Source organism: Sphaerisporangium viridialbum (assembly GCF_049674955.1).
Lineage (GTDB): Bacteria > Actinomycetota > Actinomycetes > Streptosporangiales > Streptosporangiaceae > Sphaerisporangium > Sphaerisporangium viridialbum.
In genome coordinates, this window is sequence record NZ_CP187232.1 from 3,948,680 (window position 1) to 3,962,785 (window position 14,106).

Below are 14,106 nucleotides of genomic sequence, written 5' to 3' on the forward strand. Positions count from 1 at the left end.
CGGAAGGACGACGGGTGAGGAGGAACCGGGAGGTCCCGCAGAGGGGCGGTTCCCGAGGCAAGCCCCCCGCGGCGGAAGCCGCGGGGACGCTGGTGCTGGTCGCGCACGGCACGCGGAGCGCGGCGGGGGAGGCTGCGCACGCCGCCCTCGCGGAACGGGTGCGCAGGGCGCGTCCCGGCCACCGGGTCGAGCTGGCCTACCTGGAGATCAGCTCACCCCTGCTCGCCGACGTGCTGGCGGGCGTGCCGGGGCCGGTGGTCGTGGTCCCGCTGCTGCTCGCGGGCGGCTACCACCTCCACATCGACTTGCCCGCGGTCGTGGCCGGGTGCAGGCCGGACGCCGTCGTGGCCGGCCGGCTGGGCCCGCACCCGCTGATCACCTCCGTGCTGGTACGCCGGCTGGCGTCGGCCGGCCTGCGCTCCACCGACGCGGTGATCCTCGCCGCGGCGGGCTCCTCGGACCCCGCCGCCCTCGCCGACGTGCGCTCCGCCGCCCGGCAGCTGTCGGTACGGCTGTCGCGCCCGGTCACCGCGGCGTTCGCCTCGGCGGGCAGCCCGACGGTCGCGGCGGCCATGGACAGGCTGCGCTCGGGGCCCGCGCCACGGGTGGCGGTCGCCTCCTACCTGCTGGCCCCGGGGTTCTTCCAGGGCCGGCTGGAGTCGAGCGGGGCGGACGTGGTGAGCCGCCCGCTCGGCGCGGAGGACGACCTGGCGACCCTGGCGTGGCACAGGTTCGACGAGGCCGCCGCCGCGATCGGCAGGGGAGGCCACGCGCAGGCGGCTCAGGAGAGCGCGGGAGCCCGGGGTGTGACGGTCTCCAGCCGCAGCTCGCGCACGATCTCCACCGCGCCGTCGTCCCGCGACAGGCCGGAGCCCATGAACATCTCGTAGTAGGCGTGCCGGAAGCAACCGGCGAGCAGCAGGCGCGCGCTGGCCTCGGGGGTCACGTCCGGCGACACCCGCCCGAGACCGCGCTCGACCGCGAGGTACTCGGCGAGGGGGGCGATCTCGGAGGCGGGGCCGAGCTCGGTCTCGCGCAGCGCCTCGCGGAACCGCACGGTGATCGAGGGCGAGATGAAGGCGGGCATCGCCGCCGCCTGAACCTCGGCGTAGTAGGCGATGCCGGCACGGGCCACCGGCAGGAGGTTGTCGTTCACCCGTCCCTTGCCGGCCAGGTGCATCAGGGTGTCGAGGGTGCGCAGCCAGACCGGCAGGCGGTCCTGGAGCAGGGCGAGGAACATCTCGACGGCCTGGGCGGGGGTCGCGCCGCGCAGCTGGGGGTAGGCGGCGCCGCCGGCCGGGTGCGCGGCGCCCTCTCCGGGCCGGGCGGCCCCGTCTCCGCCGTCCTGTTTCATGAAAACGGCCATTTCAAGAACGCGTCGCCGCGTCTCCTGTGCTCTCTTGTGCGGATCGGGATATTGAGTCGCCATGGGGGTCCCAAGGTGCGCAGTCACATGTGTAGGTTCAGCACGCGGGTGGCGTCGTTCACGATGTTTGCGGAGTCGTGTTTCTCTCCGTTATCGAATCGTTGCCGCGCGCGGGGTGCCGCCCAGGTGCAATGGTGCGGAACGGCGCAGCGGCCAATTATTACCCGAAATCTCGGAGGAGCGTGGGTAATAACGGGAAGTATGTAAATTGCCCCCTTTAGGGGACTTCATCGTTAATATGCCCTCGGTTGAGAGGTGTCGCGCCCGTCAGCCCTCGGTGTCGTTGTCGCGCCGCCGCAGGTAGCGCTCGAACTCGGCCGCGATGGCGTCGCCGCTGGCCTCGGGCAGCTCGGCGGCGTCCTTGCGCTCCTCGAGCTCGCGCACGTACTCGGCCACCTCGGAGTCCTGGGCGGCCAGCTCGTCGACCCCGTGCTCCCACGCCTGCGCCTCGTCGGGAAGCTCGCCGAGCGGCATCGGGATGTCGAGCAGGTCCTCCATGCGGCGCAGGAGGGCCAGCGTGGCCTTGGGGTTGGGCGGCTGGGCGACGTAGTGCGGCACCGAGGCCCACAGCGAGACCGTCTTGGTGCCCGCCGCGCCGAGGGAGTGCTGGAGCACCCCGACGATGCCGGTCGGGCCCTCGTAGCGGGTCAGCTCGAGGTTGAGGGAGCGCGCGAGGCCCGGATCGCTCACGGAGCCCACGATCGGCACCGGCCGGGTGTGGGGGGAGTCGTTGAGCAGGGCGCCGAGCAGCACCGCGGTCTCCACGCCGAGCTCCAGGCTGATGCTGACCAGCTCGGCGCAGAAGGTGCGCCAGCGCATGTTGGGCTCGATGCCGCGCAGCAGCACCACGTCGCGGTTGCTGCCCGGGGGACGCGCCACGAGCAGGCGGGTGGTGGGCCACACGATGGAGCGCGTGACGCCGTCGCCCAGCTCGACGACGGGGCGGGTGACCTGGAAGTCGTAATAGTCCTCGGGGTCGAGCTCGACGAGCGGGGTGGCCTTCCACTCCGCCTCCAGGTGAGCGAGCGCGCCGCTCGACGCCTCCCCCGCGTCGTTCCAGCCCTCGAACGCGGCGATCAGCACCGGGTCGACGAGCTCGGGGAGTCCTTCGAGCTCGATCACGCGCCGCCTCCTCCTCGCCTGGCCGAGGCCGCCCACCTGCCGGGGACGCCCTCTCGGCCGCCGGCGGCGGCCTTGTGCCTGTCTAAGCCTATTCGTTGAGGGGCGTTCAGTGTCACGGAGAGGCGACAGCCGGACGTCAGAGCCGCTCAGAACCCTCGGCGAGGGCCCGGAAAGGAGGGAAAGGACTGGACGGCTGGTGCAATTCCGGCATCGGGCGGTCACATCATGCCTCCCGCTAGGCTTGACTCCATGAACAGCAGAGCGTCCTTCAGGCAGACCCTGGCCGATCGGGTGATCGTCGCGGACGGGGCCATGGGGACGATGTTGCAGGCCTATGACCCGGCCCTTGACGACTTCGAGGGTCACGAGGGCTGCAACGAGGTGCTCAACGTGACCCGCCCCGACATCGTGCGGGGGGTGCATGACGCCTACTTCGAGGTGGGCGTCGACTGCGTGGAGACCAACACCTTCGGCGCGAACCTCGCCGCCCTGGGGGAGTATGACATCCCCGGCCGCGTCTTCGAGCTCTCCGAGGCGGGTGCCCGGCTGGCTCGTGAGCGGGCCGATCACTGGTCGACGCCCGAGCGGCCCCGCTTCGTCCTGGGCTCGATGGGTCCTGGTACGAAACTTCCCACCCTTGGGCACAAGCCGTATGAGGCGCTGCGCGATGCCTACCGTGACAACGCGGCTGGGCTGATCGCGGGTGGTGCCGACGCGTTGATCATCGAGACGTGTCAGGACCTGCTGCAGGTCAAGGCGGCGGTCGTCGGAGCGCGGCGTGCGATCGAGGCGGCCGGGCGGGATGTGCCGATCATCGCGCAGGTGACGATCGAGACCAACGGCGCGATGCTGCTGGGCTCTGAGATCGGCGCGGCGCTGACCGCGATCGAGCCCCTGGGCGTCGACGTGATCGGGCTGAACTGCGCGACCGGTCCGGCCGAGATGAGCGAGCACCTCCGCTACCTCGCCAAGCACAGCCGCCTGCCGCTGTCCTGCATGCCCAACGCCGGCCTGCCCGAGCTCACCGCCGACGGCGCCCGCTACCCGCTCAGCCCCGGCGAGCTCGCGAACGCCCACGAGACCTTCACCCGCGAGTACGGGCTCTCTCTGGTCGGCGGCTGCTGTGGCACCACCCCCGAGCACCTGCGGCGGGTGGTCGAGCGGGTGCGCGGCCAGGCTCCCGCCGCGCGGCGCCCGCGCCCGGAGGCCGGCGCCGCTTCGCTGTACCAGCACGTGCCGTTCCGACAGGACACCTCGTATCTGGCGATCGGCGAGCGCACCAACGCCAACGGATCGAAGGCGTTCCGCGAGGCGATGCTGGCCGAGCAGTGGGACGAGTGCGTCGACATCGCCCGTGCCCAGTCGCGCGACGGTGCGCACATGCTCGATCTGTGCGTGGATTACGTGGGCCGTGACGGCGTGGCCGATATGAAGGAGCTGGCGTTCCGTTTCGCGACGGCCTCGACGCTGCCGGTCGTGCTGGACTCCACCGAGCCCGCGGTGATCCAGGCGGGCCTGGAGATGCTGGGCGGGCGCGCGGTCATCAACTCCGTCAACTACGAGGACGGCGACGGCCCGGGCTCGCGCTTCCAGAAGATCATGGGCCTGGTCAAGGAGCACGGCGCGGCCGTGGTGGCCCTGACGATCGACGAGGAGGGCCAGGCCCGTACGGCCGAGTGGAAGATCCGCGTCGCCTCCCGCATCATCGAGGACCTCAAGGGCAACTGGGGCATGAAGGTCGGCGACATCATCGTCGACTGCCTGACCTTCCCGATCGCGACCGGGCAGGAGGAGACCCGCCGCGACGGCGTCGAGACCATCGAGGCGATCCGCGAGCTCAAGCGGCTGTACCCGGAGGTGCAGACCACGCTGGGCCTGTCGAACATCTCCTTCGGCCTCAACCCCGCGGCGCGGATTGTGTTGAATTCGGTGTTTTTGAATGAGTGTGTGAACGCGGGGTTGGATTCGGCGATCGTGCATGCGTCGAAGATTTTGCCGATGGCGCGGATTCCTGATGAGCAGCGTCAGGTGGCGTTGGACATGGTGTATGACCGGCGGCGGGAGGGTTATGACCCGTTGCAGCGGTTCATGGAGTTGTTCGAGGGGGTCGATGCCGCGTCGATGCGGCAGGATCGGGCGGCTGAGCTGTTGGGTCTGCCGTTGTGGGAGCGGTTGAAGCGGCGGATCGTGGATGGGGAGAAGAAGGGCCTGGAGGCCGATCTGGAGGAGGGTCTGGGGCGGCGTCCTGCTTTGGAGATCATCAATGAGGTGCTGCTGGACGGTATGAAGACCGTGGGTGAGTTGTTCGGCTCGGGTCAGATGCAGTTGCCGTTTGTGTTGCAGTCGGCTGAGGTGATGAAGACCGCGGTGGCGTATCTGGAGCCGCATATGGATCGGGTGGAGGGGGAGACCAAGGGGCGGATCGTGCTGGCCACGGTCAAGGGTGATGTGCATGACATCGGGAAGAACCTGGTGGACATCATTTTGTCCAACAATGGTTATGAGGTGGTGAACCTCGGGATCAAGCAGCCGGTGTCGACGATTTTGGAGGCGGCCGAGGACAGCAAGGCCGATGTGATCGGCATGTCGGGGTTGCTGGTGAAGTCCACGGTGATCATGCGGGAGAACCTGGAGGAGATGAACGTCCGGGGGATCTCTGATCGGTTCCCGGTGCTGCTGGGCGGGGCGGCGTTGACCCGGGCGTATGTGGAGCAGGATCTGGCCGATGTGTTCCAGGGTCAGGTGCGGTACGCGCGGGACGCGTTCGAGGGGCTACGTCTGATGGACGCGTTCATGGCGGTCAAACGCGGGGTCGCGGGGGCGGTGTTGCCGCCGTTGCGGGAACGCCGGGTCAAGACCGGCGCGACCCTGGTGCGCACCCCTGAGCAGGATCTGCCGGCGCGTTCGGATGTGGCGGCCGGCAACCCGGTTCCGCGGGCGCCGTTCTTGGGGGAGCGGGTGGTGAAGGGCATCTCGCTGGCGGAGTACGCGGCGTTCTTGGATGAGCGGGCGACGTTCATGGGGCAGTGGGGGCTGAAGGCGGCCCGTGGTGGTGGTGGGCCCTCGTATGAGGAGCTGGTGGAGACCGAGGGGCGTCCGCGGTTGCGGATGTGGCTGGAGCGGATGCAGACCGAGGGGCTGCTGGAGGCGGCGGTGGTGTACGGGTACTTCCCGTGTGTCAGCGACGGCGACAGCCTGATCGTCCTGAACGAGGCGGGGGAGGAGCGGACCCGGTTCACCTTCCCGCGGCAGCGGCGTGACCGGCATCTGTGCCTGTCGGACTTCTTCCGGTCCCGGGAGTCGGGTGAGGTGGACGTGGTGGCGTTCCAGGTGGCCACGATGGGGAGCAAGGTGTCGCGGGCGACGGCGGAGTTGTTCGCCAAGGACGCCTACCGCGATTATCTGGAGTTGCACGGGTTGTCGGTGCAGCTGACCGAGGCGCTGGCGGAGTACTGGCACGCCCGGGTGCGCTCGGAGCTGGGGATCGGTGGCCGGGAGTCGCTGGAGGACATGCTGAAGGTGAACGTGACCGGGTGCCGGTACTCGTTCGGGTATCCGGCGTGCCCGAACCTGGAGGATCAGGTGCAGCTGTTCGAGTTGCTGGATCCCGAGCGGATCGGGGTGACGTTGTCGGAGGAGTTCCAGTTGCATCCCGAGCAGGCGACCTCGGCCCTGATCGTGCATCACCCCGAGGCCAGCTACTTCAACGTCTGACCTCGCGCCCAGACGGTACGGTTCTGGGGGTATACGCACGCGTTTGTCAGGGGGTTGCGTGGACGCGGTCTTCTTCGACATGGACGGGACTCTCGTCGACACCGAGAAGCTCTGGTTCCAGGCGGAGTCACAGGTGATGCGGCGCCTTGGCGCGGGGTGGACCACCGCCGACCAGGAGAACCTGGTCGGCGGCTCCATGCCGGCGACCGTCGCCTACATGCTCCAGGCGAGCGGGTCGGGCCGCGATCCCGCCGACGTCGAGAGCTGGATGCTCGACGGCATTCTCGGCCTACTGGCCGACGGCTTCGAGGTCATGCCGGGAGCGGCCGAGCTGCTGGCCGAGGTGCGCGCGTCCGGCGTGCCCGTGGGCCTCGTGACCTCCTCCAGCCGGCTGATGGCGGACGCCGTGCTCGGCGGCATCGGGCGTGACAACTTCGACATCGTGGTCACCGGCGACGACGTCCGGAACTTCAAGCCCGACCCGGAGCCCTACCTGCTGGCCGCGCGCCTGCTCGGTGTCGACCCGGCACGGTGCGCCGTCCTTGAGGACTCGCCGAACGGCGTCGCCGCCGGCACCGCGGCGGGATGCGCGGTCGTGGCCGTCCCCAGCGTGCTCGCCATCCCGCCCGCGCCGCGGCGCCTGGTCGTCGAGTCGCTCAAGCAGGTCGACCTGGCGACGCTCCGGAGCCTGGTCCTGTCCGAGGGCCCCGCCGCGTGATCCCCTAGGGGCCCGCCCCTCCTCCAGGTAGGGGACGTGCCCTCCTTGGGGAGGAGAGGACCGGCGCGATCGCGTGCCAGGATGGAACGGTAAGCCATACAAAGGGGGCGAGCCGTTATGTCCTTCGACCAGATCGCCTGGTTCCCGCTGTGCGCCGGACTGACAGCGGTCGGGCTGGTGCTCGGCTTCCTGGCGTTCCGCAGGCGGGGCGCCGCGGCGGGCCTGCGGGCCGCCGCCTGGTCCCTGATCCCGATCGCGGCCTACCTCACCGGCGCGCTGCCTGCCGCCTGGAAGATCGGTACGGCCGTGGTGGGCTTCTTCACGGGCCTGGTCTTCTCGCCGACGGTCTGGGCCGGCGTCGCCGTGGCGGGCCTGTCGGTGGTGCTGTTCCTGGTCTCCGGCGTGCTGCGCAGGAGGCGCGGGGGCGCCGCCGAGGGCGCGCCGGAGGGCCGTACGCCCAAGCAGACGCCTAAGCAGGCCGCTCCGGGCGCGGACCCGGGCGCGGCCGCCCCCACCAAGCCGAACCGCAGGCCGCTGCCGCAGAAGCCCGCCGCCCCCGCCGCGGACGACGACCTCGCGGACATCGAGGAGATCCTCAAGCGCCGGGGCATCAGCTAGCCCTCCCGCGCGCCGGCGCCCCCTCGGGTTACGTTCGGATAACGGCGTCTCAGTCTTCAAGATCGGCCGATCGGGCCTCCGATGCCCTGGATATGATCACGCAGGCATGGTCCCCGCCATGATCCACGCCCCCTCCGAGCGGCCGGAAGCTCGCCGCCGGGCGCCGCATCCCCTGCGCCGCAGCGGCTCCCCGCGGCGTGTCACGGTTCCGGTACACAACCCGAACAGCCCCCGGACATACCATCCAAGATCAACACGAATGAATTTCGCATGAATCACAGTTGAGCCACATAGCGCGCTCAGGTACTGGTCAGTGCAGCTCAGCACGTAGATTCTGCGTCCGGGGGCCGTACACGCGGCCTGCCTGAAATGGACGACGCCCGCCGGCCACCGGTGGCGGGCGACGCGTCAGACGGACAACGTCGTCTGGGATCCAGGGGGCCGACACTATGACCGCACCGCTCGACGTCTCCGGCACGGAGCTCGAGGCCGCGCCGGAAGCCGTGCTGGGAGGGTCGCAGGCCAAGGCGATCCAGGGCCGATCTCTCGGCCAGATCGCCTGGATGCGCCTGAAGCGGGACAAGGTCGCGCTGATCGGTGGCGGCGTGGTGATCTTCCTCATCCTGGTCGCGGTCTTCGCCCCGCTGATCGTCGGCTTGATCGGGCATCCCCCGAACGACTTCAATCAGGACCTCATCAGCTCCGAGACGCTGGCGCCCAAGGACGGCACCGGCATCGGCTTGGACCACCTGTTCGGCGTCGAGCCCGTCAACGGGCGCGACATCTTCAGCCGCATCGTGTACGGCGCCCGCATCTCGCTGCTGATCGCCTTCCTCGCCACGCTGCTGTCGGTGGTCATCGGCACGACGCTCGGCGTCATGGCCGGCTACTTCGGCGGCTGGGTCGACTCGGTCATCAGCAAGACGATGGACGTCTTCCTGGCCTTCCCCCTGCTGGTCTTCGCCATCGCCCTGGCGGGCATCGTGCCCGACACCGCGTTCGGCCTGTCCGGCGACGCGCTGCGCGTCTCGCTTCTGGTGTTCATCATCGGCTTCTTCAACTGGCCCTACATCGGGCGCATCATGCGCGGGCAGACGCTGTCGCTGCGCGAGCGGGAGTTCGTCGACGCGGCCCGCAGCCTTGGAGCGCGCGGGCCCTACATCATCTTCCGGGAGATGCTGCCCAACCTGGTGGCGCCGATCCTGGTGTACTCCACGCTCCTGATCCCGACGAACATCCTCTTCGAGGCCGCGCTGTCGTTCCTCGGCGTCGGTGTGCGCCCGCCCACGGCCACCTGGGGCGGCATGCTGTCGGACGCCGTGCGCTTCTACACGATCCCGCACTTCATGTTCTTCCCGGGTATGGCGATCTTCATCACCGTCCTGGCCTTCAACCTCCTCGGTGACGGCCTTCGCGACGCCCTCGACCCGAGGGCCCGCTGAGCTCGATCTGTTTCCCCCATAAGTTCCCTGGCTCCGACAACAAGGGGTTTCGTACATGATGAGAAAGACCACACTGGGGGTGACCGCCCTAGGTGCGGTTCTCGCCCTGGGGCTGTCCGCCTGCGGCGGAGGCGGGTCGGCGGCGCCGAGCCAGTCCGGCGCGGCGTCCGCGGGCGGTGACGGCGCGAAGGCGGAGTTCAACGCCGCCCTCACGCAGGTGTTCAACCCTTCTGACAAGAAGGGGGGGATCATGAAGTTCGCCAACGCCGGCGACTGGGACTCCCTCGACCCCGCCGACACCTACTACGGCTACTCCTGGAACTTCATCCGGCTCTACGGCCGTGCCCTGGTGATGTTCAAGCCGGCTCCCGGCAAGGAGAGCAGCCAGCTCGTCCCCGACCTCGCCGAGAACCTCGGCACCCCGAGCGACGACGCCAAGACCTGGACGTACAAGCTCAGGGCCGGCGTGAAGTACGAGGACGGCACCCCGATCACCTCCAAGGACGTGAAGTACGGCGTCCTGCGGTCGCTCGACAAGGAGGTGTTCCCCGACGGGTACACCTACTTCAACGACACGCTGGACCTGCCGAAGGACTACAAGGGTCCGTACAAGTCCAAGGGCGTCAACACCGACAAGGCGATCGAGACCCCCGACGACCAGACGATCGTCTTCCACCTGAAGCAGTCCTACAGCGGTTTCGACTACTTCGCGCAGCTTCCCGCGACGATCCCGGTCCCCGAGGCCAAGGACACGGGCGCGAAGTACAAGGAGCACGTGATCTCCTCCGGGCCGTACAAGTTCGACAAGAACGAGATCGGCAAGGGCTTCAACCTGGTCCGCAACGACCAGTGGGACCAGGCGAGCGACCCGAACCGCAAGGCGCTGCCCGACGGCTACGAGGTCTCGACGAACGTCAACGCCGACGACATCGACAACCGCCTGCTCTCCGGCGACCTGCACGTCGACATCGCCGGCACCGGCGCCCAGCCCGCCACCCTCGGCCGCGTGCTGACGGACCCGGCGCTGAAGGCCAACGCCGACAACCCGACGATCACCCGCCTGTGGTACACGTCGATCAACGGCAACGTGAAGCCGCTGGACAACCTCGAGTGCCGCAAGGCCGTCGAGTACGCCGCGGACAAGGTCGCCTACCAGACCGCCTACGGAGGCGAGTTCTCCGGCGGCCAGATCGCCACGAGCCTGCTGCCCCCGGGCATCCCCGGCCACGCGGACATCAACCCGTACCCGGCGGGCGCGGACAACCACGGTGACGTGACCAAGGCCAAGGAGGCCCTCACGGCCTGCGGCCAGCCGAACGGCTTCGAGACCAACATCTCCTACCGGGCCGAGCGCCCGAAGGAGAAGGCCACGGCCGAGGCGCTGCAGCAGTCCCTGGCCAAGGTCGGCATCAAGCTCACGCTGAAGCCGTTCCCGCAGGCCGACTACTTCGCGCTGTACGCCGGCAAGCCGGGCTACGCGAAGGACAACAAGCTGGGCCTGGCCGTCAACGGCTGGGGCGCCGACTGGCCGGACGGATACGGCTTCCTGCAGCAGATCGTCGACAGCCGGGTGATCCGCGACACCGGTGGTTCCTCCAACATCAGCGTCCGGGACCCCGAGGTCGACAAGCTGATCGACCAGGCCTCGCTGGAGACCGACATCGCCAAGCGTGAGCCGATCTGGGCGCAGATCGACCAGAAGGTGATGGACGACGCCTACGTCCTGCCCGGCCTGTGGGCCAAGAGCCTCCTCATCCGGGGCAAGGGCGTGACGAACGTGTACGTCAGCGACGCGACCGGCATGTACGACTACATCAACATGGGCCTGCAGTAACAGCCCGTACCATCCGATAGATCCGATAGACACGTGAACGCGGCAGGGGGCCGGCCGACAGGCCGGCCCCCGGAGCCGGGGGGACTGTGGTCACATACATCATCCGGCGCCTGATCTGGGGTGTCTTCATGCTCGCCATCGTGAGCGTGATCACCTTTGCGATCTTCTTCCTGGTGCCGCGCCTGGCGGGCGCCACCTCCGAGAGCCTGGCCACCCGTTACGTCGGGCGTACGGCCAGCGCCGAGCAGGTCAAGGTCGCGGCCGAGAAACTGGGCTTCAACGATCCGCTGATCGTGCAGTACGGCAGGTTCGCCAAGGGCATCGTCGCGGGTGCCGACTACGACTACGGTCCCGGCGTGGAGCGCTGCCCGGCGCCGTGCTTCGGCTACTCGTTCCTCACCCGGCTGCCCGTGTGGCCCGACCTGCTGAACCGGCTGCCGGTGACGATGTCACTGGCCCTCGGCGCCGCGGTGATCTGGCTCATCGCGGGCGTGGCCACCGGAGTGATCTCCGCGCTGAGACGCGGCAGCATCTTCGACAGGGCGGCGATGAGCATCGCCCTCGCCGGCGTCTCCCTACCGATCTTCTTCACCGGCATCGTCTCGCTGGTGGTCTTCAGCTACGGCCGTCCACTGGCGCTCACGGCGCCGGGCGGCAGCTTCACCCCGTTCTTCGACAACCCCGTCATGTGGGCGTACAGCCTGATCCTGCCCTGGATCACGCTGGCCTTCCTGTACGCCGCCGGGTACGCGCGGCTCACGCGGTCGGGCATGCTTGAGACGATGAACGAGGACTACATTCGCACGGCCCGGGCCAAGGGCCTCACCGAGCGCGTGGTCGTCTTCAAGCACGGTCTGCGCGGCGCGCTGACCCCGATCCTCACCATCTTCGGCCTCGACCTCGGCCTGCTGATGGGCGGCGCGGTGCTCACCGAGAGCACCTTCTCCCTGCCGGGCATCGGGAAGTACGCCATCGACGCGATCACCAACCAGGACCTGCCGAAGGTCATGGGGGTCACGCTGGTCGCCGCCTTCTTCGTCGTGGTGGCGAACCTTGTCGTGGACCTCCTGTACGCGGTGGTCGACCCGAGAGTGAGGCTCACGTGAGCGGGCGAATCGCCGGGCAGAAGGCCTTCCTGGAGCTCAAGGACCTTCGCATCCACTTCCCGACCGACGACGGCCTGGTCAAGTCCGTCGACGGGCTCTCGTTCGGGCTGGAGCGGGGCAGGACCCTCGGCATCGTGGGCGAGTCCGGGTCCGGCAAGAGCGTCACGAGCCTCGGCGTCCTCGGCCTGCACAAGGGCACCCGGGCCAAGATCTCCGGTGAGATCTGGCTCGACGGCGAGGAGCTGGTCTCCGCGACCCCCGAGCACGTCCGCACGCTGCGCGGCAAGAAGATGGCGATGATCTTCCAGGATCCGCTGTCGGCCATGCACCCCTACTACACCGTGGGCGCGCAGATCATCGAGGCCTACCGCATCCACCACCAGGTCAGCAAGGCCGTGGCGCGCAAGCACGCGATCGACATGCTCGGCCGGGTGGGCATTCCGCAGCCCGACAGGCGCGTCGACAGCTACCCGCACGAGTTCTCCGGCGGCATGCGCCAGCGCGCGATGATCGCCATGGCGCTCTCGTGCGACCCGGAGCTGCTGATCGCCGACGAGCCGACCACGGCCCTCGACGTGACCGTGCAGGCCCAGATCCTCGACCTGATGCGCGATCTGCAGGAGGAGTTCAACTCCGCGCTGATCATCATCACCCACGACCTCGGTGTGGTGGCCGAGCTGGCCGACGACATCCTTGTGATGTACGGCGGCAAGTGCATCGAGTACGGCAGCGCCGAGGACATCTTCGAACGTCCCGAGCACCCCTACACCTGGGGCCTGCTCGGGTCGATGCCGCGGCTCGACCGCGAGCGCACAGAGCGCCTGATGCCGATCAAGGGCACCCCGCCGTCCCTGATCAACGTGCCCGCCGGCTGCGCGTTCCACCCCCGCTGCGCCTTCGAGGGCCGCACGGAGGGCCGGGCGAGCACACAGGTGCCCGAGCTCCTGGAGACCGAGGGCGGGCACCTGGTGCGCTGCCACATGACCCTGGAGGAACGGCGCGGCATCTGGGAGAACGAGATCAAGCCCAACCTGGAGTCCGCGTGAGTGAGTCGCCCGAGCCTCTGCTGTCCGTCCAGGGCCTGGAGAAGCACTTCCCGATCACCAAGGGGCTCATCAAGCGCCAGGTCGGAGCCGTCAAGGCCGTCGACGGGCTGTCCTTCGACGTCCAGAAGGGCGAGACGCTCGGCCTGGTGGGGGAGTCCGGCTGTGGCAAGACCACGACCGGCCGCCTGATCACCCGGCTGCTGGAGCCCACCGGCGGGAAGATCCTCTTCGAGGGCCGGGACATCACCCACATGTCCCAGGGCTCGCTGCGCCCGCTCCGCCGGGACATGCAGATGATCTTCCAGGACCCCTACAGCTCGCTCAACCCGCGCCACACCGTCGGCGCCATCGTGGGCGCGCCGTTCCGGATCCAGGGCGTGAAGACCGAGCACGGCACCAAGAAGGCCGTGCAGGACATCCTGGAGCTGGTCGGGCTCAACCCCGAGCACTACAACCGCTACCCGCACGAGTTCTCCGGTGGCCAGCGGCAGCGCATCGGCATCGCGCGGACGCTGGCGCTCAAGCCCAAGCTCATCATCGCGGACGAGCCGGTGTCGGCGCTCGACGTGTCCATCCAGGCCCAGGTGGTCAACCTCCTGGAGGACCTGCAGAACGAGCTCGACCTGACCTACGTCGTCATCGCGCACGACCTGTCGGTGGTCCGGCACATCAGCGACCGGGTCGCGGTCATGTACCTCGGCAAGATCGTCGAGGTCGCCGACCGCAAGGACCTGTACGAGTCGCCGATGCACCCGTACACCACCGCGCTGCTGTCGGCGGTGCCGGTTCCGGACGTCAAGCGGCGCACCGAGCGCGAGCGCATCCGCCTGCAGGGCGACGTGCCGAGCCCGATCAACCCGCCGCCGGCCTGCCGGTTCCACACCCGCTGCTGGAAGGCGCAGGAGATCTGCAAGACCGTCGAGCCGCCTCTCGCGGAGCTCGCCACGGGCCACCAGGTCGCCTGCCACTTCCCGGAGAACGCTCCGCGGGACGCGGTGCCCGGCGACGCCGGGGCGCCGGTCCCCGCCTGAGCCCTCGGGCTCACTCTCCGGGTACGGCCCACGGCGGCCGTGCCCGGAG

General features: G+C 69.0%; 11 protein-coding genes. 9 read left to right on the plus strand and 2 right to left on the minus strand.

Annotated elements, in window-relative coordinates:
* Nucleotides 1-14: 14 nt before the first annotated feature.
* A complete protein-coding gene (locus ACOZ38_RS17455; protein ID WP_424531841.1) occupies nucleotides 15-890 on the plus strand; it encodes a sirohydrochlorin chelatase in 876 nt (291 codons plus the stop codon).
* Here ACOZ38_RS17455 and ACOZ38_RS17460 read toward each other — a convergent pair.
* On the minus strand, nucleotides 782-1,366 hold the full coding sequence (locus ACOZ38_RS17460) for a hypothetical protein (protein ID WP_424531843.1): 585 nt from the start codon (nucleotides 1,364-1,366) through the stop codon (nucleotides 782-784). The genes ACOZ38_RS17455 and ACOZ38_RS17460 overlap by 109 nt on opposite strands.
* Before the next feature lie 327 nt (nucleotides 1,367-1,693).
* Nucleotides 1,694-2,548: a PAC2 family protein gene (locus ACOZ38_RS17465; protein WP_405148039.1), complete on the minus strand. Its 855-nt coding sequence runs from the start codon at nucleotides 2,546-2,548 to the stop codon at nucleotides 1,694-1,696.
* 249 nt (nucleotides 2,549-2,797) lie between these two features.
* Between ACOZ38_RS17465 and metH the strand changes: the two genes are divergently transcribed.
* The 8 genes from metH to ACOZ38_RS17505 all read left to right on the plus strand — a co-directional run bounded on the left by metH (nucleotide 2,798) and on the right by ACOZ38_RS17505 (nucleotide 14,057).
* Nucleotides 2,798-6,262, plus strand: a complete 3,465-nt coding sequence (gene metH / locus ACOZ38_RS17470) for a methionine synthase (protein WP_424531845.1) — start codon at nucleotides 2,798-2,800, stop codon at nucleotides 6,260-6,262.
* A gap of 58 nt (nucleotides 6,263-6,320) precedes the next feature.
* Complete coding sequence (locus tag ACOZ38_RS17475; RefSeq protein WP_424531847.1) at nucleotides 6,321-6,980, plus strand: HAD family hydrolase; 660 nt, start codon at nucleotides 6,321-6,323, stop codon at nucleotides 6,978-6,980.
* 117 nt (nucleotides 6,981-7,097) lie between these two features.
* On the plus strand, nucleotides 7,098-7,598 hold the full coding sequence (locus ACOZ38_RS17480; RefSeq protein ID WP_424531849.1) for a cellulose synthase: 501 nt from the start codon (nucleotides 7,098-7,100) through the stop codon (nucleotides 7,596-7,598).
* Between the two features lie 449 nt (nucleotides 7,599-8,047).
* Nucleotides 8,048-9,040, plus strand: coding sequence for an ABC transporter permease (locus ACOZ38_RS17485; RefSeq protein ID WP_405148048.1), 993 nt, complete (start codon nucleotides 8,048-8,050; stop codon nucleotides 9,038-9,040).
* A 55-nt stretch (nucleotides 9,041-9,095) separates the two neighbouring features.
* Nucleotides 9,096-10,874: an ABC transporter substrate-binding protein gene (locus ACOZ38_RS17490; RefSeq protein ID WP_424531851.1), complete on the plus strand. Its 1,779-nt coding sequence runs from the start codon at nucleotides 9,096-9,098 to the stop codon at nucleotides 10,872-10,874.
* An 86-nt stretch (nucleotides 10,875-10,960) separates the two neighbouring features.
* Entirely contained in the window at nucleotides 10,961-11,980 is a 1,020-nt protein-coding gene (locus ACOZ38_RS17495; protein WP_405148050.1) for an ABC transporter permease, read from the plus strand.
* Nucleotides 11,977-13,026 (plus strand): ABC transporter ATP-binding protein, encoded by a 1,050-nt coding sequence (locus ACOZ38_RS17500; protein WP_405148052.1) that lies wholly within the window; start codon nucleotides 11,977-11,979, stop codon nucleotides 13,024-13,026. Before ACOZ38_RS17495 ends, ACOZ38_RS17500 begins: the two co-directional genes overlap by 4 nt.
* A complete protein-coding gene (locus ACOZ38_RS17505) occupies nucleotides 13,023-14,057 on the plus strand; it encodes an ABC transporter ATP-binding protein (RefSeq protein WP_424531853.1) in 1,035 nt (344 codons plus the stop codon). The genes ACOZ38_RS17500 and ACOZ38_RS17505 overlap by 4 nt, the downstream gene beginning before the upstream one ends.
* Nucleotides 14,058-14,106: the final 49 nt, after the last annotated feature.